The sequence below is a fragment of the Photorhabdus aballayi genome (genome assembly GCF_026153155.1).
In the GTDB taxonomy this organism is placed as follows: domain Bacteria; phylum Pseudomonadota; class Gammaproteobacteria; order Enterobacterales; family Enterobacteriaceae; genus Photorhabdus; species Photorhabdus luminescens.
This window is the reverse complement of record NZ_JAPFCD010000008.1, coordinates 121,287-143,364: the sequence shown is the minus strand read 5'-3', so window position 1 is coordinate 143,364 and position 22,078 is coordinate 121,287. Positions and strand designations below refer to the sequence as shown.

The window sequence follows — 22,078 nt, the reverse complement described above, 5'->3', positions numbered from 1 at the left end:
TGTTGATCTTCGTTACTGATTCATTTCGATGATCTTCTTTATCGATAAATTGGCGTCAATTATACCTGTGGAACTACCGCTTGTGGCTCCACCCAATTCAACCCCTTTTCCCTTATTTCAAATAAGGTATTTGCTAAATGTTTGATTTCACCTGCCTTATGCTCGCTGGAGAAGGCAAAACGCAACATTGCATTACCATCTGGGACCAGTGGATAAAATACCGGGAATAATAAGATGCCGTTGTTACGCAGCAAACGAGCGGCTTCAAGCCCTTCCGTTTCATTTTCGAATAAAGCGCCACGGACGGGAGATTGCACACCGGCATTCATCAAGCCGTTATCCATTAAAGAATCAAACAGCTCGATGTTTTTCCACAACTGCTCCTGCCGGATTTCTATTTCAAGGCTAAGGTGAAGTTTTGCTGAGGCAACGTTAGCTGCCAACATCGGCACCATAATCGAATGACCAAAAACCAGAGGATTCGCTAAGGTACTGATCACTTCGACATCATCGGCGCCTGCAACCACGACAAACCCGCCCGCGCCGCCAAACGCTTTGGATAATGAGCCTGCAAGTATAAGGTTGGATGGCAGAATATGGTCAAGCGCAGCAAAAGCATAACCGGCGCCATGACGCCCCATAATAGAAATACCATGAGCATCATCGACATAGACATAACCTCCGGCAGCGGCCAATTGTCGAGTTAATTCTGCAACCGGAATTAAACCGTTCATTGAACCAATACCATCAATCAGTAGGATAGGTGTATGCTGATTCTCTTTACAGTTCTGTAAAGCTTGCTGTATCGACTGCGGATCAGCACTATCGACCCGCGATACCGGTCCGAACTGTTCGAGAATACCGCGTAATACCTGCATAGAGGCATGAGCCGTTTTATCCATCAACCAATGTACAGGCCGAGAAAGGGGATAGCTAGGTAAAGAGCCACTGCCCAATAACGGTAATACGCCAAGGTGAACATTACTGGTGGAAGTAAACACAGCAACGGAACCGCCCGGATAAATCTCTTCCAACAGTTTCTCTAATTGCCCCAAATATTGTGGCCGCATTGCACCACGGGATGATGACAAATGTATCCCTGTACGGGACATTGCCTGATTTGCCGCTTCAATTAAGACAGGATGATGTTCTAATCCCAAATAAGAACAGGAAACAAATTCAGTAAAGATTTCTCCTTCCTCTGTAGTAATTTGTTTACCTTGACGTTCTACTACAGTGAAGCTAGTCAAACCTTCATCGATAGCTTGTGCTAAAGCTCCGGTTGTCCGTGACCGGCGAATTGTCATCCAATCCTGCTTGTGTTTTACATTCATTATTTAGATTCCAACTGTCTAAGTTCAAATGCGCTTACAACCAACAGTGATTACCGAACTGCCCGTTGTGTCAGAAATATCTTCATCAATAATGGTGCGTACTAAGGAAAAACCCGCATCTGAAAATAATGCTCTGACGCACTCTTCCTGACTTTCACCATGTTCAATGACTAACCAACCCTCTGATTGCAGTAGCTGTTTAGCTTGTTTGATAATCAACCGGGTTAAATCAAGCCCATCATCCCCCGAATACACCGACGCATAAGGGTGATGTTCCTCCCATTCCGGCAATATTTCCTGCTGTTCAGGAACATAAGGGGGATTAGCCACAATCAACGCCACCGATTCGTTAAATTGAGAAAATGCTTGCCAATCCCGTAAATCCGCTTTTAATGCATCGGCTTTAATCGCCCAACTCGCCAACCGATAGATATTGCGTGTCAGGTATTGAAAAGCCACATCATCATATTCGACACAAGTGACCTTTAAATCTGGGCGACGCTTAGCAATGGCTAAACCAATGGCGCCACTACCGGAGCATAAATCCAGAACTGTTGCCCCGTGAGGCGTTTGATATTCATTCTCCAGCCATTTATGAATGACCTGGCTATGAGGACGCGGAATAAATACCCCTGTCCCCACCGTCAGAGGCAAGCCATCAAAATCCACAGTACCGACAATATGCCCAAGTGGAATCCGATTACAGCGTTCATGAACCGCAAGCATAAATTCATCACGGGCGCGATCTTTACAGCGTCTTTCCAGATAACGGTCAATCAGGCAATCAAGATCGGCTTCCACGTCCCAAACGCCAGCTTCTGACAGTAACTCTCTGGCTTTATCAATAACAGATTGATCTAAACTCATGACCATGCCTCATAGTAACTACGTAACCGTTCACGCATGGATTCATAAATATGGGAGAAGGCAACCAGCTCTGGCGGCGGCGTGAATTGAGGATGAAGAGACTCAATTAAATTCTGATAATTGCGCATCATCCCTTCATTTAGCAGCGGCAACCAGTAAGGTTTGATATCCCAACGATATTCGTAACCGGTAGCAAACATTTGTTGGGCGGTCTCTTTAGCCATCACTTCACGGGAGAAACCCACCAACGGAGGACGAACTGGGTTGAAATCATCAAGATTAATGAGTGTATTTTCTACTCCCGTCAAAGCATTAGCGACATAATCCGCTAATAACGGTGATTGATGTAAACCATCACGGTAAGTCCCGGTAGCCAGCCAAAGACCATTCACGCCACATTCGCCAATCAACGGGAACCCATCAGCAGGAATTGGCCGGTTGCCAACCTGAATTGAGAGGATTTCAGCATCATGTAAGTTAATATCCAACTGATCTAACGCACAATCCAACAAGAACTGCACATCAGAAATCAGTGCCTGACTACGGGGTTTTTCAGACAGAATATTGGTCGCGCCAAGATACAGCACGCCATCACCGCGTGGTACACAATGCAGACCACAGGCAAATGCCCGGTTAGGAGTACGGATGACTGAGGTCGGCAATTCTCTGCCTTTTGGCATCTTGACCAGAATAGATACCCCATAGCCGGCAAAGATTGGCGGAATTTGGCGAACAATAGAAGGTATATTTGATAACAGATCCAACGAATGCGCGCCAGCAGCCACAACCACCTTATCTGCCATTAAACGCTCACCACTCAGCAGTTCAACGCCAGTAGCTAAACCATCTTCGATTAGCACACATTTAATATTCTCTGCTTTAAGGACCCCACCCTCAGCCACAAATGCCGCATCCAGCTTTTCCAGCAATAAATGCGAGTTCAGCGCATGTTCATCAGGGATATATAAAGCACGCAGCGGACGCACTAAGTCATTGGGCTTTAACCACTCAATTTCACGCGGGTCAACTGTTTCATAAGGCGCCGCATAATCGATCAAGGTTTGCTCGATGGCGTCATAATTGACACTGTCAATCTCTTCCATCCCGGCAGTGTTCAGTATCACGTGAGTACCTTTAGCGGTAAACAGCGATCGGGCATCACCGGAAGAGTCAGCTAACCGTTGCGCCCAGGCCGGCCAAAGCTCTCTAGAAATACAATCCATATTCAATTTCAACTTACCGTGTTCACTCGCTAATAAACCACTGGTAATTTCGCCAAAACAACCATTCATTGCACCGGCAGCTTTGGAAGCAGCATTGGTTCGATCAGTCTCTCCAACCCTACAGACCGAAAGATTTCTGCTTGCCAGTTCATAGGCGATTGAACCTGCAATTGCCCCTGAACCAACAACAATAAAATCGTATTTCACTTATTTACTCCTATATGACCTGTGGTCAATTTATTTTAAATATTTTGTCAACAAAGACGGACAAATAATTATCATCCTCTATAGTGAGGATATTTTTACTGCTTTACATCAATTGTAAAAAAAATAATCCCGTATTCATCAGCAATTAAAATGACGAATCACTCTCAGATTTGCATTAAATCTAAAAACAAATATGCAATAACAAACCATTACATTAGAAACAGTTTAAATTTATTATCAGACAAATATAATCACCCATATTAATTAATTTTCTAAAATAAAAATCCACAATAAAAACAATAAATTGAGCAGCATCACAAAATGCTATTTATATTTAAAGAAAATAATAACAAGAGATATTATTATATCTAAAATAACATCTGCAAATCAGGGATGAACAATAATCATCAAATACAAAACTGTCAAATAAATTTCGTCTTATATTATAAACAAAAAAATCATATAAATATTTTCAGTATAAAATAAAAACAATTTAAATTTAAATTGTTACGGGGAACAATATTCTAAATGACTTTTATTCTTCAATAAAAAAACAAAAATTCTCAAGAAAGGTGTTTTTTTAAATTTATATTTTATATCAACTTTCACCAATATAGACTAGAATACATGAGTTATTATATCCTAATTAACTATCATATTGGTGATTATTCTAATTGGCGTGCAAATACACATTTTAGATTATTAACTTTTAGCGTCTCAACTATCACTGCTGGGTTCTCCTCAATAATAAAATGAGAAAGTTTGTACTGGCAGTCTGCATGAGAATGGCATTTTGCTGCCATCAGAGGAGTTTAACCCTGTTTTTAATGCTTTTAATCTTGTGAAGAAAATCCGTTTTTTATCTGTCAGTGTAGTTTTAAAATCAGGAAAAAAGAGCAAGCACATTATGTTTTTAACATTATTCACTTTTTTCCTTTTACCTATATTTCCCTTTTTCGGCGATAGTAAACGCCTTTTTATCTGTAATAATTCAACTAAGGGTTAAGAAAACCAGAATTTCATTAACACCCGTTTTTAAAAGGTATCGTGTGATTAAAAAAAGCTTTTTCATCTTCACGTTTAATATATTTATCAGAGATATTACTCTTCGCTTGTTTTACATTCATTTAATCTGCCATGATTATTTAAAAGTGAGAATATAGATAAATTAGAGTTTTTATATAAAAGGTAGATTTAACTCAGTAAGTAAAATTTTTATCAGAATAGTTAATTGTATTTAATCGAAATCCATTAATCATTAATAAAGAGTTAAAAAATCAGCAAGTAAAATAATATTATTCATACAGTCTGATATTAAAGTGATTTATTACCATCATTTTATGAAGCAAACCATCAAAATAATGTAATAAAAAATGGGTAAAACAGGTTAATTTAGCAGGATTTAAGTCCTGAAAAAAGCATGACTATTCGAAAGAGTATCTTTACATAACCATACTGTTTACTGGCTGATTTATAAAGATAAAAGGCTAATGTGATTAATGTTTTTTAAACATAAAACACAGTATACCATGATGATTAAACTTAATAAAAAAAGTGGTAAAAGGGGTAAAAGGGGTAAAAGGGGTAAAACCATCGTTAAAACTTTATACTGATTAACCCAAGAGTTAAGACAATGACTTTTAATAATAGTCTAAAGCCTACCCATTATAAAACCATCAGTGAAAAATAAAAAACAAAGGTTGATTTTATTAATGATTATGTCTCATGAAAAAAGCGGATAAATAAAAATATGAATAAGTTAATCAGATAATCTATTTTTTAAAAAGGAATCGCCTTTAATAACGTATTCAATCAAGGAATAAAATTTTTAATAAACCAGATAAATCATCAATTATGAAAATTTGAATAACAAAATCTAAAAATAAATGATTTAACAGCATACGAATTAAGTTACTTACAACGTTATTATATTACCTTTATTATAGAAACCCGTGATAGCTTAAATCCGCCATTTTAAACTGGCTTTACACTACTTTAACCCATCCAATAACATCTTTTTTACTGCTTAATTTAAACCATTCCTCTTTTTATACTGTCAATGTGATTTAACGCTAAAATAAATTTATATCATTATTTCCCCAAGTTATTTTCAGTACTGTTAACGGTTAAATACCTGTTTAACTGTTATCATATTTCTGGATTATTAACCCACCAGACTTTTAACCATTGTCGATACAATAAAGCGTTATTAAACATTAAAGAAAAGATAATTAACCTGAGTTTTGTTTAAGTCATCACCCGCACCGGGAATAGTCGCAACTGCGGCGGCTAGATAACCTAACGCGCTTTTCTGATTTAATCGCATTTTCTACTTACGGTATCCACAGATGATCACTTTTACCATATTTCACCCATAAAAAACCTCGCTGAAATCGCGAGGCTGATTAAATAAAAAAACCGCAGTTATGAACTGTACCTTAATCAGTTGGTGTCTAACTTTTGAGGGTGCAGTTCATAAAACCGGAAGCTTCTTTTAACGTAACCAGAATGGTGGATCGTCTGGGCTTAAAGCATCGTATTGCTCAAGAGGGCGATCTCTATCTGTCATAAAATCAGGCATGTCTGTTATCACTATTCTAACTGGCTTATAAATACCCCAGTCTCCATGAAATCCTTGGGCGGATTTTATACAATGCTCTATTCCTTCAAAGTATTTAAAAAATCTGCATTCCTGCTCCTTTGATAATCTCTGACGGAGCTGCGTTATCAACGAAGATGCTTCTTCTAGTTCATGAAGATGAAGATACTTTTGGTAAAACTGAGACAAGATTTTTCGATCATTAATATCATGTATCTGTTCATTTAAAATAGAAAAAAAGTAGGTCATTTCTGATGCAGAACCAAGCTCCACAATAGAACTACCGCCATAAAAACCAATATGTTTCATGTTAGTTACCTTTTAAACTCGATTACCGCCGGATCTATAATTCCATTTGATCTTTGAACAATACCTTTAATAATTTCCCTCTCCTGTTCTAGCGACACAGTTTGCCCACGGATATCAATAATTACTCGCTGTTCCATTCCCGCAGGTAGATTTTTCTGCCGCTCAATCGCTTGTTTGGCAACATTATTAATCAGGCCATTTTTGTTCGTTGCAATGTTATAATTCTTCACTTCAACGCTGCAAATATTACCCTGACACCAGTCTGGACGAACACTGCCTTTAGTTCCATAAGGAACTTCCTTACCCTCTTTAAATGTAACCTGACCACTCCAGCCATCTCCTAAATCTTTCCCGACATCAATTTCTGATTTTCTGTGACTAGGGCGTGAAACTGATGCGATTTCATCACTGGCCTTATTGATCAGTTTAGACGCTTCTCCAACGTCACCTTTCTGTAAGGCTTTCTCTACCGCCTTGATAGTTTTCCCGGCGGCATCACCCGCTCCCGGAATAATCGCTACTGCGGCTGCCAAATAATCTAACGCACTCTGCGCTTCAACAAAACCTTTGATATCTCCGACAACTGGCACGAAGTCAGTACCAAAACTGATAACGTCTCCGGCTTGTTTACACGCCTCCAGTGACTGCTGACAAAAGGCTTGCTTTTTCTCCTCGTAGGCTTTGATTGTGCCTGACTTTTCTTTCTCTGCGGCGGACAGAAGATGGGCCAGAGAATTATACACAATCACTATTTCCCCGGCATTAGCGCCGCTGTTAGCCCCCTCTGCGCTATGAGTTGCAATCGCCCCCGCAACACCGCCGATGACTTTACCACCAGCCTGAATTGCCATCGGGTCGCTAAAGGTTTTATCCAGCGTTATAGCCGCCAGTTCCGCTGCTAATGGTCAGACAGTTCATCATTCAACTGGCTGAGAATGACTGATGGCTAAAGGAAGAATCCAGCTCTTGAGCTGGACTCTTTGAATAACAACAGGTTAAGGTTGATAATCTTCATATTCCCATGCAAAGACACGGGAAAGCTTTTGGGCTATTTCCATCCAGTCATCACCTTCGCATTGATCAATATAGTCCGTGATAGTTTTTTGGATTTCACCCAGATCATATTTACGTACCAGAAGTGTGTGCCGCATTAGTTCTGGCACCCATTGGTGTTTGCAAAACCATTCAGGGGTACAAACATTTACCTGAAAATAATTTATACCATCTTCTTGTTCTGGACCTATAGATAGAGTTAGCAATAAATTAAAACTATCAACTTCTTCAGGTACGAAAGTATTAAGATCACACCAATCATTTCCTAAAGTTTTTAACACAGCTTTCATCTTCTTATTTCTCTTTAAATACACTCAAATGACCATCACCAGTTTTAACTTTTTGTCCTGTTATTGGATTAATGGTGTACGTTTCAAAATTAGCCTGAAACCCTGTTGGATTTACAGAGATTGGTGCGTTAGGTTTTTCTTTGGGGTATCTATATACACGTGTACCATCAGCGCTAACTAAGCCAGTTCCATCGCTGATTGGTCTTGCACCATCACCAACCCATATCTTCCCTAACTGATCAGCTTCTTCACGACTTCCACTTCCTATGCCGAAGTTAACCTTACCATTATCCCCTTTAATCGCTGCGGCTAGTCTTGAATCCTGTGAAGCAATATTGTGCAAATTTTGTTTTGTCAAGTCATGCTTCAATTTCGGATAGGTTGCCGAGTTATATGCAGAGATTTCACTACTAGCTTTATTAATAAGCTTAGAGGCTTCTCCAACGTCACCTTTCTGTAAGGCTTTCTCTACCGCCTTGATAGTTTTCCCGGCGGCATCACCCGCTCCCGGAATAATCGCTACTGCGGCTGCCAAATAATCTAACGCACTCTGCGCTTCAACAAAACCTTTGATATCTCCGACAACTGGCACGAAGTCAGTACCAAAACTGATAACGTCTCCGGCTTGTTTACACGCCTCCGGTGACTGCTGACAAAAGGCTTGCTTTTTCTCCTCGTAGGCTTTGATTGTGCCTGACTTTTCTTTCTCTGCGGCGGACAGAAGATGGGCTAGAGAATTATACACAATCACTATTTCCCCGGCATTGGCGCCGCTGTTAGCCCCCTCTGCGCTATGAGTTGCAATCGCTCCAGCAACACCGCCGATGACTTTACCACCAGCCTGAATTGCCATCGGGTCGCTAAAGGTTTTATCCAGCGTTATAGCCGCCAGTTCCGCTGCTAATGCCCCCACCGCTGCCCCTTTGGCATTCCCTCCGCCAATCTCGGCAGCCAAGGCAGATACCGCAGCATGGCTAATCGCTTTACCCGGGACACCCAGAATCTGACCCTTATCACCAATCAATCCGGCTCCCTCGGCGTTAATCTGGTTACCCACATTGCTCAATAACGCCGCTTGCAGGTTATCCGTAAAACTGCCCCCGTTAATAGCCGTCCCTATGGTTGAGCTCACGACGGATTGCGCCGCGACACGTTGAGCTACCTGACTCCAGTTATGATTACTCAATAAGGGAAGCTGCGCTTTTACGGGATCGACAACGCCTTGTCCCTCTACTAATTTTCCCCAACCCATCGTGTGGTCCAGTCCCCCTAATGCGCCGCCCACGGCTATTTGGGTCACGAGGGATTTGACGGCATCGCGCTTCGCTAAGGCGGCCAGTGTTTTGGTGAGATCCCCTTTATTTTCAACTAACGCCACCGCCGCCTGAGAGGTCAGCCCTATCATACCGCCATAAGCCGCCCCATAAACTGCGCTCGCCGTTGCTCCTGTGGCCCCTGTCGCTCCCACGGCGCCGCTTCCCGCCCAAGCAGCCAAGCCCGAACCCGCCGTGACCGCAGCGACGGCAATCGCAATCACTGCCCCCGCAACGGGGTTTAAGCTTTCGCTTTTTTTGTCCCAACTGCTGTAAGCGTCCTTAACCCGACTCCACTGGACATCATTTCGGTCTTGAAGATTTTTCAACCACTCCGTACCGGGGGTGTTACCCAGTACCCCTAACGCGTCTTCCAGTAACTGTCCCTCTTTCACTTTCACATCCGCGTTGATACCTTTCGCCGCCTCTACCGTCAGCGTACCGCCAACATGCACTGACGGAATGACCCATGTTTCCTCACGATGACCTTTATCGTGCTGCGTAATAAAAAAGCCTTTTGATGTGGTGAGGGTCTGCTCAAAATCAATATTTGGCATCGCCTTGAAGTTCACCTTCCCGGTCTGGCTGGTGATTTTCGCGTTTTTATCGGTTTCTATTCGACTCGCTTCTAATGTCACTTCATCTTTTGCCATCAGGTTAATATCACCACCGGCAGTAAATTCCGTGACTTTGTTGATATTCTTGATTTGTATTTTATGTTCTGTTTTAGAACCAAATACTTTGCACGATTTTATGGGACCAAAACCTTTGCAGCTTTTCTCCGTTTCTTCCCGCCTATAGACTTCTTCCATTGCTTGCGCATAAAGAAAGCCGCCTGTTGCCGCGATATCCATCACGCCTTTGGCGATTAACTCCGTCGCCTGAAATAAAATATTGCCCTGAGAACGAATAGTTAATGCGCCACCACTATTCAGTCGGCTGGCGTGTTGCGTAAAGCGCTCAATATTCCCCTCGCGGATAAATTCTTGTTGCGATTCAAAGCGAACATTTCCACCCGCGGAAAGCAACATATCATTGCCGGATGTCAAACGGGTTCCTGATGTCAGCAGATTGCCTGCGGCAACTAAGGTGAGATTCCTGGCAGCATTGATGGAGCCGGTTGCATAAAGGTAGTGTTTATCGCCATCATTAATCGGCGAATATTTCTGGGCAGAGAACAGTAAATCCCGGCCGGCGTTAATCGAGACGCTCCCCTGCGTCGATGTTAATTTCGCAATACCCGCGATATCGCCCCCTGCACTGAGTTGCAGGTGATCACCGGCGGTAATTTGCGTGCCTAATTCGGATAAATCAACCGGGGTCATCCGTTCTTTTAATTCAGTGAGTTTGTCCAATCCATATAATTCGGATAAATAAAATAGACGCTCTGACGCTTCCGGCGTATTAGGACGAAACATATCGATATCGTGACCCGCACTGAGCGTGACTTGTTGCCCGGCACTGATTTGCGCTCTTCGCAATATTAAATCATTGCCCGCAAACAGATTAATATTGCCCGTAGCGTTCAATTTCCCCTGTCGGGCATTCAGGTTACGGCCCGCACTTAATGTCAGATTGCGTGATTGATTTAACTGGATACCGAAGAGATCCAGATCGTTACCCGCTGAAATCCGCAAATGATTATTGGCCGAAATTGAGGGTAATGATATATCAGACTTATTCCATCCCATTTGGATGTCGCCTTCATGCACCAGAAGCTCTACATTTTCCGCCTTTAATTCGGCCTGACGAGCGGTGATATCTTTGCCCGCAATTAATGTCAGATTGTTATTCGCCGCTAATTTAACCCGGTCGGCAGCAATTTCATGACCCGCATTTAACGTAATATTGTTTGCTTTATCAAATAAAATACCCTGGAGATTCAGCTTGTTATTCGCGAACATCTGCAAATTATTGCTGGCCGAAATACGGGAATCATCCCCTCCCATCGGCATCCGAATATCACCTTCGCGCGCCAGAAGCTCTACATTTTCCCCTTTCAGCTCGATTTGACGGGCGGTGATATCTTTGCCCGCAATAAGTGTCAGATTTTTCTGTGCGGCCAATTTAATTTGGCTGGCATCAATTTCACGACCCGCATTTAACGTTATGTTGCTTGATTTATCGAACAAAAGACCATAGAGATCCAGCTTGTGACTCGCGAATATCTGCAAATTATTGCCGGCCGAAATACGGGAACTATCCCCCCACATCCGAATGTCGCCTTCGTGCGTCAGTAGTTCAACATTTTCTCCCTTCAACTCAGCTTGAAAGGCGTCAATATCTTTACCCGCAATCAAGGTCAGATTTCTCTTTGCTGCCAGTTTATTTTGGCGGGCATTAATTCTATGTTCGGCGATGACTGACAGATCATTGTCCGCTTTGAGGTATCCCATGCTGATAATGTCACCGGCATGAAGCAGAATATTTTTCGCCGATATGAATGCAGTTCCGTTGAATTTATCAATAAAATCAGCCACCACATTAAGATCGGCTGAGAGTTTACCGTCCATCCCGTTGTTAAAGTCGCGGCCGGTTAAGATGAGATTTTTCTGCGCATGAAACTGGCTTTGGCTGTTATCCAGCTTGGTCGCATTGATATAAGCATTCGCCCCTGAAACAAGGTTAGCCTGACTGGCATGACTGAATGCTTTTGTGCGAATAACGATATCGCCATGATGGGTTTTCAGCGTCGCTGACGTGTTGTTAATCCACGTGCTCAGGTGACCGCTCGCATCTTTTTGCAACCAGAGATGATTATTGGCCTGAATCAGCCCCTTATTCTGATTGTTTAAACGGTCAATAAACAATCGCATATCCCCTTCGGAGATAATCTTACCCTGATTGTCCAATGTGTTCGCGGCCAGCGTAATATCTTTCCCTGCCTGCACCTGACTCTGTTCCGCCGTTTTAATGCCTTTACTGCTTACGGCGATATCGGTTTTGGACTGTATATTTCCCAGCGTCATCTCGCCATCAGCGGTCAAACGGATGTCGCCCTGCGTTGCGGTCAGGTTGGTCAGATTGACCGCCTTGCCCTGCTCGGTACTGACCAGACGGATTTTATTGGCATACATGCTCCCCAGTGATCCGGTATCAATCGCTCTCCAAGGGGCATAACCATCCCCGGCAATGGGGACAAGAGTCCCGCGTTTGAAATCAATCCGGTTGGGCCCTTGTGTCAATGTCAGGTTTTTCGCCTGTAGTTTACCGTTAAGCTGAGTGGTCCGGCTGATGATATCGACATCATCCTGCGCCGTCGCATCCAGCCCCTTTTCATCAACGGTGATGGCGCCTTTTTTCACCTCCAAGGCCGCTAATGCTCCCGCTTTATCAAACACCAGTTTCCCGGTCGATAAGGTGACCGCCGGGGTATTGATAAAGCCACAGCCATTACAGGTTATGCCGTTCGGGTTAGCGATAAAGACCGGGGCTTTTTGCCCCACCACTTCCAACAATCCCTGTAGATTTGAGGCTAAAGTCCCCACCACTTCATTAATAATCAACTCAGCCGATTTACCGTTAAAGTGAGGGTTTGCCCCAATTTGTCCCGCCAGTACGGATTGGGTAGCATCAGTAGCGTTATTTAACACCAGCCCCGAAGCCCCAACATTAAACTCCCGATAACGGTTATGTGAAACCCCGCGGGAATTAGGCGCCGCAATATGGATAATAGGCAGGTTATTTCTCACAGCAATCCGCGCTCGTTTATCCGCCAGTTGAATCCCGGGTATTCCACCAGCTATTTCTGGGATATTGATGTCCAATTGGGGAGCATTGCCTAATGCGAGGTCAATCAACGCAGAAGTCACTGGGGTATATTTCCCGTCAGCTAAGTGCAACGCCGTGCTATTTTTGGCGACTGCGGCCGTCCCTTCTGCCGATAATGTTGTCTCCGCCATATTGCCGCCGGCAATCAAGGTTAAATTGTTGCCGGCGGTGACGTTACCAACATAAAGCGAGTCACCACTGGTTAGGCTAATATCTTTCCCAGCGGTCAGGGAAATGCCAGCCAAATTTATCCCGCCACCCGCGTGAAGATCAATATTCTCATCCGCAGCCAAATGCTGATTAATACCAATCCACTCATTACTCGCCACAAAGATATTTTTTGCCCGGCTAATTAACGTATCTGAAAGAGATATTCCGCGTTCAGACAAAATACGCAACGTATTAACCGCAGAAATAAGGGATAATGCCTGTGTGCCTTCCGGCGTGTCACTGCCGCCAGGTAAAACAGCCGTACTATAGCCGTTGGAAATCAAGGTAATGTTAAGACCGGAGATATCCGCGCCACGCATCGTAAAACTGTTCTCGCCCTGTAGCAGGACATGGTTCCCGGCGTTGACATTTCCCCCATTTAAAGACAATGCTTTCGCTTTAATGGCGACATCACCGTCGGCACGAATTCGTCCCCGATTCTGCAAGGTATCAGTGGTCAATGTCAGATGTTGACCGGCTTGCATATGGCTCTGTTCCGCCATTGCAATGCCTTTACCGCGCATGTTTATGTCAGTTTTGGCCTGCACATCCCCCAGAATAACCTTACCGTCGGCGATCAAATTGATGTCGCCTTGCGTCGCCGTCAGGTTGGTGAGATTGACAGCCTTACCCGGCTCGGTACTCACCAGATGGATTTTATGGGCATACATTCCCCCCAATAACCCGGTATCAATCGCTTCCCAAGGGGTATAACCTTCCCCGGCAATGGGGACAATCGTCCCACGTTTGAAATCAATCTGGTTGGGACCTTGTGTCAATGTCAGGTTTTTCGCCTGTAGTCTACCGTTGAGCTGAGTGGTCCGACTGATGATATCGACATCATCCTGCGCCCTCGCATCCAGTCCCCTTTCACCCAAGATGATGGCGCCTTTTTTCACTTCCAAGGCCGCTAACGCCCCGTCTTTATCAAACACCGGTTTACCGGTCGATAAGGTGACAGCCGGAGTATTGATAAAGCCACAGCCATTACAAATCATGCCATTCGGGTTGACGATAAAGACATTAGCTTTCTGCCCTACGACTTCCAACAAACCTTGCAGATTTGAGGCAAAAGCCCCCACCACTTCATTAATAATCAGTTCCGCCGATTTACCGTTGAAGTTCAGATTCGCGCCAATTTGTCCTGCCAGTAGAGACTGCACATCATGGGTCGCGTTATTCAATACCAGTCCCGAAGTGCCAACATTAAACGCCTGATAACGGTTATGTGAAACACCACGGACGTTAGGCGCCGCAATATGAATAATAGGGCGATTGTTTTTCGAGGTAATTCGCGTTTGCTTATCCGCAAGTTTAATTCCCGGTACTTCTCCTTCTATTTCGGAGAAGTTCATTGTCAGTTCAGGACCATGCCTTAACGCACTTTCAATCAGCGCAGAAGTCACCGGCGTATATTTTCCTCCAACTGAATTATACTTTCCTTCAGGTGAGTGCAATTCAGCATTGTTTTTGTTGATGACAGTCGTCCCTTTTGCCGACAACGCTGTCTCAGTATCAATGATGTTACCGCCAGCATTCAGGGTTAAATTATTGCCGGCAGTGATGGTACTTCTCTCTATTGGGAATTGAAATTGTGGGTAAGATTGTTCGTCTTCTTCGTCACCGGCATTTCCATATTCATCCTGCTTTTCATAACCCTCTCCGTGTTCATTTTCATATTCATAGGGGTTCTCTGCTGTTATTTTACTTATATCAAGCGTGCCGCCACTGGTCAGCGTGATATCCTTCCCTGCCGTCAAGGAAATGCTTCGCAGATCGACAATCTTTCCCGCCTGGATCTCAATATTTTCATCCGCTTGCAATTGGCTGAGTTGGCGCAGACGCTGATTAATTAACTCTTGTTTAGCGCCGTCATTGAGTGGACTCCGCTCATCATTAAAATCAATTAAATCTCCAGAGGCATAAATCTCAAGCTTATCATTGGTTGCCAAAAAGATATTTTTCGCCCGGTTAATCAGGGTATCTACGATATTAATAGGACCATCGGCGATAATGCGTAATATGTTATCAGCAGAAAGAGTGGTTAATACCCTTATTCCCTCCGGGGTATAGTCGTCTCCAGAGGCAACAGAAAGCAGCCCCCGACTCGCTAGCAAGGTGACATCACGAGCGGAAATATCATAGCCATTCACATCAAGATGTGACTTTCCCTCCAGCATGACATGGTTCCCGGCTTTTAAATTCCCCTGGCCTAAATAGATTGTTTCTGCGGAAACGGTTAAGTTTTGTTCTGCCATCATTGGCGCACGATTCACTAAATCTCTGGCAGTGAGAGAAATGTTTTTTCCGGTGATTAAAGCCAGATCAGTGGGTTTCTTTCCCTGTTTAAAATGTTCTTTATCAAAATTAAAACGAAATCCATCTTTAAATACAGCCGTCAGATCCCCACCAGCACTCAGTTTACCGATGATATTTTCCTGATTGTCTTTTATCGCCTGAGTTGAAAAATTTTTGCCTGTCAGGGTGAGATTTTGTCCCGCGCTTAACTCGCCAACATTATTTATCTCGTTAGCAGTAATGTTGTTATTTTTATTCGCGGTAATAATGGGGTGACTTCGTCTGGTCGGGTTTACGTTATCAAGTTTAGTCGCTTTAATGGTGACATCACCACCCGCACGGATTTGACCTTGATTTTGCAATGTTTCGGTGGTCAATATCAGATGTTGATCCGCTTGCATATGGCTTTGTGCCGCCGTTTCAATGGCTTTGCTGTTGACATTGAGGTCCGTCTTGGCATGTACCTCCCCCAAGATAATTTTACCCTCAGCGGTTAAACTGATAGCGTCTTGGGTTGTGGTCAGGTTGGTGAGATTAACCCCAACCCCCTTTTCAGTGGCAATCAGTCGGATTTTATTGGCATACATGCCGCCTAAGGCTTTGGTATCAACCGCCAATTGCGGTTTTGTCCCTTCTCCGGCGATAGGTTTAACCGAGCCGTCTTTCAAGCTGATACGGTTGGCCCCCTGAGTCATCGACAGGGTGTTAGCCTGAATTTTTCCATTCAATTCCGCTGCCCGGCTGATGATATCGACATAATCCGTCGCCTTGCCGTCCAGCCCTTTGCCGCCGATGGTAATCTGGCCTTTTTTCACTTCTAGTGCTTCCAGCGCACCCTGTTTATCAAATTGGGGTTTACCGGTGGTCAGGGTTGCGCTAGCGGTATTAATAAAACCACAGCCATCACAGGTAATGCCGTTAGGGTTGGCAATCATCACATTGGCTTTATTGCCAGCAATTTCCAACCGGCCTTGCAGGTCAGATCGGCCGCTGCCGGTCACTTCGTTAATAATCAGTTCCGCCGCTTTGCCTTTCAGGTTAGGGTTTGCGTTAAGTTGTCCTGCCAGTTGTGATTGAGCCGCCTGTGTAGCGTTATTAAGTACGGCCCCCTGAGTAGCAACATTAAACTCTTGATAGGTGTTGTGGGATATCCCTGCCTCATTCGGCGTAGCAATATTCACCACCGGCACATTATCCTGATTTTGTACCTGTGTACGGCTGTTATCCGGTGTTATGCCAGCGGCCATAGCCGGGTGCAACGGCTGGATTGCCGTCAGGTAAATTAAAAGATAACTCGTGGCACTAGCCACCGAGTTGTGACGTTTATCCATCGTACTGTCCCTTTTCTTAATTTAAGTGTGACAAAGTCAGTGATACTGACTAAATAAGCGACCCCGTTACCCACAGTCTGCCTTTGGTGATAAAACGGTCATATTCCCACAGAGAATATTGATAATTTAATAGTGACAACATTAAACCATTCTAATGTGAAATTAATTCACCGCATGAATATATAGTGCAAAATGTGATCAGCCTTCAATTTTTTAATCCTGATAATGGGGAATTTGTTATATGAAATGTCGTTAAATCGCGGTAAGGCTGGAGATATTAAATGGTGACGGGATATTAAGGAAAAGAATCAATCTCGTACTACTCGCCGTGTTTTCCTGTCTCAATAGAAGAGACATCCATAGGAAAATTTAATTCATGAGGTTTACAAATATACAATAATAATAAATTATTATATTAATAATAGTTTCAATTTGTTATTAATGAAATATCATTACCCATAAAAATTCATTTAAATAAAATATAAATAAAAACAGTTTGTTAAATAAAAATATCGGTAATAAAAGATACTATTAGATTAGAAATAGCATGTAAAATATGGGAGAGAAAGGCGATAAATATATAAAATTAATTTATATTTAAATCAATTTAACCAGTAAATATAAAAATATCAACACCAGTTATTATACTGGTGTTGACTATTATATTAGTAATTATTGATAATCACTGATAGGTGCGCAGGAACAATGCAGATTACGATCACCGTAAACATCATCGAGGCGTTTAACCGCAGGCCAATATTTATTGGCTTTGGTTTCTAAGGTTGGGAAAACCGCGGTTTCACGGCTGTAACTATGGCTCCAGTCAGAAACCAGCTCAGCTTGTACGTGAGGCGCATTGACCAATGGGTTATCTTCCAATGACCACTCACCTTGCGCCACTTTGCCAATTTCAGCACGAATTGCCAACATAGCATCCACAAAGCGATCAATTTCCACTTTGCTTTCTGATTCCGTAGGTTCCACCATCAACGTACCGGCAACCGGGAATGACATGGTCGGCGCATGGAAGCCGTAATCAATCAAGCGTTTGGCAATATCCATTTCGCTGATGCCAAACTCTTCTTTCAACGGTCGAATATCCAGAATACATTCATGGGCTACATAACCGTTATGGCCCGTATACAGCACGGCATAATCATTCTTTAAACGGGCAGCAATATAGTTAGCATTCAAAATCGCCGTCTGGCTTGCCTGTTTCAGCCCTTGCGAGCCCATCATTCGAATATACATCCAGCTAATAGGCAGAATAGAAGCGCTACCAAATGGCGCCGCTGAGACAGCTCTCTGTTCAGTAATGCCATCCATTTGAACTACTGAGTGTCCCGGCAAGAACGGCGCCAAATGAGCTTTTACGCCAATCGGCCCCATACCTGGGCCACCGCCGCCATGTGGGATACAGAATGTTTTGTGCAGGTTGAGGTGCGAAACATCAGCACCGATAAAACCTGGCGCGGTGATACCAACCTGCGCGTTCATATTCGCACCATCAAGGTAAACCTGACCACCATACTGATGAATGATTTCACACACTTGACGGATAGTTTCTTCATATACGCCATGAGTTGATGGGTAAGTCACCATGATGCAGGAAAGCTCGTCACCGGATTTTTCCGCTTTTTCACGCAGATCTGCCAGATCAATGTTGCCCTCTTTATCGCAACTCACCACCTCAACCGTCATTCCCGCCATATGAGCAGAAGCCGGATTGGTGCCATGAGCAGAACTTGGGATCAGACAGATATGACGATGCCCTTCCCCATGACTTTCATGGTAACGGCGAATAGCCAGCAGACCCGCATATTCACCCTGCGCGCCGGAGTTTGGCTGCATACAAACAGCATCATAACCTGTCAATTGCACCAGCCAGTGAGATAATTGGCTGATCATTTGCTGGTAACCCTGTGCTTGTTCTGGCGGGCAGAACGGATGCAGTTCATTAAATTCAGGCCAAGAGATCGGTAACATTTCTGCCGCAGCATTGAGTTTCATTGTGCAAGAACCCAATGGGATCATGGCCTGATTCAGTGCCAAATCTCGGCGCTCAAGGCGATGCATATAGCGCATCATATCCGTTTCGCTGTGATAACGGTTGAAATTTGGATGCAGCAGGATGTCATCATTACGCAACATTGATGCAGGAATAGAGTGACTTTCCGTCATCAATTCTTTATCCAATGCTTCAACATCTAACTCTTCATCCGTACCTGTCAGCACAGAGAACAATTTGACCAGATCATCACGACTGGTAGTCTCACTCAATGTGATACCCACCGCGCCGTAAATATCGGTTCGCAAATTGATTTCAGCTTTGTCTGCCCGGGCCAATATTGCCGCTTTATCCGTGACTTCAACCGTCAGCGTATCAAACCAAGTTTTGTGACGTAGAGTAAATCCAGCTTTCTGTAACCCGGCTGCCAGAATGTCAGTCAGACGATGAATACGGCCCGCAATACGTTTCAATCCCTTCGAACCATGATATACCGCATACATCGCCGCGATATTTGCCAACAACACCTGAGCAGTACAGATGTTGGAATTGGCTTTCTCACGACGAATATGCTGTTCACGGGTCTGCATTGCCATGCGCAGTGCGGTATTACCTGCCGCATCACGGGAAACGCCAATAATACGTCCCGGCATAGAACGTTTGAATTCATCACGGCTGGCAAAGAATGCTGCGTGAGGACCGCCATAACCCATTGGTACCCCAAAGCGTTGAGCAGAGCCAAACACAATGTCAGCCCCTTGTTTACCCGGGGCAGTCAGCAGCACCAACGCCATCAAGTCAGCGGCAACACTGACAATGATTTTGCGCTGTTTCAGTTGTGCGATCAGATCAGCATAATCATGAACTTCGCCTGTTGTGCCAACCTGTTGCAACAACACGCCAAATACGCTTTCCAGTTCCAAGACTTTTTCTGCTTTATCCACAATCACATCAAAGCCAAAGGTTTCAGCGCGGGTACGAACAACATCTAGTGTCTGTGGATGGATATCATCAGCAACAAAGAAACGGTCAGCATTTTTCAGTTTGCTGGTCCGTTTTGCCATTGCCATTGCCTCAGCGGCAGCAGTCGCTTCATCCAGCAAAGAGGCAGAGGCAATATCCAAACCCGTCAAATCGATCGTCACTTGTTGGAAATTCAACAGTGATTCAAGGCGACCTTGAGAAACTTCTGGCTGATAAGGCGTATAGGCGGTATACCAGCCAGGATTTTCTAATAAATTACGTAAAATAACCGGCGGAAGCACAGCAGGCACATATCCCATACCAATATAGGATTGGTAACGTTTATTTTGGCTGGCGATTGCTTTCAGTTCAGCTAATGCTTGCTGTTCAGTCGCACCATCGCCAACATCGGGTGGCTCTGGCAACGCGATATCACGGGGAACAATTTTCTGTGTTAACTCATCGAGGGAACTTGCCCCCACTGTCGCCAGCATCTCTTTTTGCTGTTCAGCGGAAGAGCCAATATGACGGCGGATAAACTCGCCCTGGTTCTCGAGTTGGCTTAATGTCTGGGTCATTTGTTACTAATTCCTGAAGCTGGCCAGAAATGGCATACAAATAAAAACGCCCTGCTCACAATGTGAAGCAGGGCGACGGTAAGCATATTATTCTTCTTCGTCCAGAAGTGCCTGATATCCTTCGGCATCCAGCAAACTCGACAGTTCACTTTCATCAGAGGCTTTAATACGGAACAGCCAACCTTCGTTATAAGGCTCGCTGTTAACTAATTCAGGCGAGTCATTTAGCGCTTCATTAACGGCAATAATTTCACCACTCAGTGGCGCATAGATATCAGAAGCCGCTTTTACTGATTCAACAACGGCGCAGTCATCGCCAAGATTGATTCCATCGCCTACTTCCGGCAAATCAACAAAAACCATATCGCCTAGCAGCTCCTGTGCATGCTCGGTAATACCTACTGTGTATTCACCATTACCTTCTGCACGAACCCACTCATGTGATTCAGCATATTTTAACTCTGCGGGTACATTACTCATTACCATTATCTCCTTCAATCCTGCAATCTACCCCTATCCGGCTATTTTGTGTTCCTGCGCACCAATCATGCCCACCGGGATAAATCGCTATTTACTCATCAAGTTATTATTCGATAAAAATGACTATACGAGAGGTTTACCCGCCCGTACAAAACTGGGTTTGACTACCTGAACCGGCATTTCACGATTGCGGATTTGGACAACCGCCTGTTCACCAATCCCCTGCGGCACACGAGCAAGGGCAATACTGAATCCTAATGTTGGAGAGAATGTACCACTGGTAATAACGCCAGAATGTAAGGCGCCCATCTCATCAGTAAAGCTAACCGCTAAACCACCACGTAACACACCTTTTTCTCTCATCACCAAGCCAACCAACTGCTCAGCGCCCTCTTCGCGCTGTTTTTCTAGCGCTTCACGGCCGATAAACTGGCGATCTTCGGGTTTCCAAGCGATTGTCCAGCCCATATTAGCTGCAAGGGGAGAAATGGTTTCATCCATTTCCTGTCCATAGAGATTCATACCCGCTTCAAGTCGCAGCGTATCACGCGCACCTAATCCCGCGGGCTTAACGCCGACACTCAGCAATTTTTGCCAGAAATCGACTGCCTGCTCTTTTGGCAGCGCCACTTCATAACCCGCTTCACCGGTATAACCCGTTGTTGCGATAAATAGATCATCCGCCTGAATACCAAAGAAAGGTTTCATTCCGGCAATAGTCTGTTTTTGTTCATCATTTAACAGAGACTGTACTTTTGCCTGAGCTTCCGGTCCTTGAATCGCGATTAACGCCAGATCATCACGAACCTGAATATCAACCGAATAATTGACTACATGCTCATTGATCCAAGCCAGATCTTTCTCACGGGTCGCAGAATTGACCACCAGCCGATAAAAATCATTGCTAAGGTAATAAACAATCAGGTCATCAATTACACCGCCAGAAGCATTAAGCATCCCGGTGTATAGGGCTTTACCCTTTTCTGTCAATTTAGCAATGTCATTTGCCAGCAAATAACGCAAGAAATCACGGCAACCCGTACCATGCAGATCCACAATCGTCATGTGGGAAACATCAAACATACCGGCATGAGTGCGGACAGTATGATGCTCATCCATTTGTGAACCATAATGCAAAGGCATCATCCAGCCATGAAAATCTACCATACGCGCACCACAAGCCAGATGCTGGTCATACAATGGAGTTTGTTTTGCCATTATTTCCCTCTTTTCATTTCCTACAT

10 protein-coding genes are annotated in these 22,078 nt (G+C 44.1%); all 10 read right to left on the bottom strand.

From position 1 onward, the window contains the following. Positions 1–59: 59 nt before the first annotated feature. The 10 genes from OO184_RS06885 to gcvT all read right to left on the bottom strand — a co-directional run bounded on the left by OO184_RS06885 (position 60) and on the right by gcvT (position 22,052). Positions 60–1,334, bottom strand: coding sequence for an 8-amino-7-oxononanoate synthase family protein (locus OO184_RS06885; RefSeq protein WP_265378527.1), 1,275 nt, complete (start codon positions 1,332–1,334; stop codon positions 60–62). 24 nt (positions 1,335–1,358) lie between these two features. Continuing rightward, complete coding sequence (locus tag OO184_RS06880) at positions 1,359–2,201, bottom strand: HemK/PrmC family methyltransferase (RefSeq protein WP_265378526.1); 843 nt, start codon at positions 2,199–2,201, stop codon at positions 1,359–1,361. Further along, positions 2,198–3,631, bottom strand: a complete 1,434-nt coding sequence (locus tag OO184_RS06875; protein WP_265378525.1) for an NAD(P)/FAD-dependent oxidoreductase — start codon at positions 3,629–3,631, stop codon at positions 2,198–2,200. The genes OO184_RS06880 and OO184_RS06875 overlap by 4 nt, the downstream gene beginning before the upstream one ends. Positions 3,632–6,125: 2,494 nt before the next feature. Next, positions 6,126–6,539, bottom strand: coding sequence for a hypothetical protein (locus OO184_RS06870; RefSeq protein WP_265378524.1), 414 nt, complete (start codon positions 6,537–6,539; stop codon positions 6,126–6,128). Between the two features lie 5 nt (positions 6,540–6,544). After that, positions 6,545–7,390 (bottom strand): hypothetical protein, encoded by an 846-nt coding sequence (locus OO184_RS06865; RefSeq protein WP_265378523.1) that lies wholly within the window; start codon positions 7,388–7,390, stop codon positions 6,545–6,547. Between the two features lie 144 nt (positions 7,391–7,534). After that, a complete protein-coding gene (locus OO184_RS06860; RefSeq protein ID WP_265378522.1) occupies positions 7,535–7,882 on the bottom strand; it encodes an immunity 8 family protein in 348 nt (115 codons plus the stop codon). Positions 7,883–7,886: 4 nt separating this feature from the next. After that, positions 7,887–16,805 (bottom strand): two-partner secretion domain-containing protein, encoded by an 8,919-nt coding sequence (locus tag OO184_RS06855; protein ID WP_265378521.1) that lies wholly within the window; start codon positions 16,803–16,805, stop codon positions 7,887–7,889. Positions 16,806–17,477: 672 nt separating this feature from the next. Then, positions 17,478–20,354, bottom strand: a complete 2,877-nt coding sequence (gcvP, locus tag OO184_RS06850) for an aminomethyl-transferring glycine dehydrogenase (protein ID WP_265378520.1) — start codon at positions 20,352–20,354, stop codon at positions 17,478–17,480. Between the two features lie 87 nt (positions 20,355–20,441). Beyond that, the gene (gene gcvH / locus OO184_RS06845; RefSeq protein WP_265378519.1) at positions 20,442–20,834 is read right to left on the bottom strand and encodes a glycine cleavage system protein GcvH; all 393 of its coding nucleotides are present in this window, start codon (positions 20,832–20,834) and stop codon (positions 20,442–20,444) included. A gap of 123 nt (positions 20,835–20,957) precedes the next feature. Then, on the bottom strand, positions 20,958–22,052 hold the full coding sequence (gene gcvT, locus OO184_RS06840) for a glycine cleavage system aminomethyltransferase GcvT (protein WP_265378518.1): 1,095 nt from the start codon (positions 22,050–22,052) through the stop codon (positions 20,958–20,960). Positions 22,053–22,078 lie beyond the last annotated feature (26 nt).

Bases quoted from the DNA above. Each gene is read 5' to 3' on its own strand.
- gcvH (WP_265378519.1), bottom strand. From the start codon at position 20,834: ATGAGTAATGTACCCGCAGAGTTAAAATATGCTGAATCACATGAGTGG.
- OO184_RS06860 (WP_265378522.1), bottom strand. From the start codon at position 7,882: ATGAAAGCTGTGTTAAAAACTTTAGGAAATGATTGGTGTGATCTTAAT.
- OO184_RS06880 (WP_265378526.1), bottom strand. From the start codon at position 2,201: ATGAGTTTAGATCAATCTGTTATTGATAAAGCCAGAGAGTTACTGTCA.
- OO184_RS06885 (WP_265378527.1), bottom strand. From the start codon at position 1,334: ATGAATGTAAAACACAAGCAGGATTGGATGACAATTCGCCGGTCACGG.
- OO184_RS06865 (WP_265378523.1), bottom strand. From the start codon at position 7,390: ATGGCAATTCAGGCTGGTGGTAAAGTCATCGGCGGTGTTGCGGGGGCG.
- gcvP (WP_265378520.1), bottom strand. From the start codon at position 20,354: ATGACCCAGACATTAAGCCAACTCGAGAACCAGGGCGAGTTTATCCGC.
- OO184_RS06870 (WP_265378524.1), bottom strand. From the start codon at position 6,539: ATGAAACATATTGGTTTTTATGGCGGTAGTTCTATTGTGGAGCTTGGT.
- gcvT (WP_265378518.1), bottom strand. From the start codon at position 22,052: ATGGCAAAACAAACTCCATTGTATGACCAGCATCTGGCTTGTGGTGCG.
- OO184_RS06855 (WP_265378521.1), bottom strand. From the start codon at position 16,805: ATGGATAAACGTCACAACTCGGTGGCTAGTGCCACGAGTTATCTTTTA.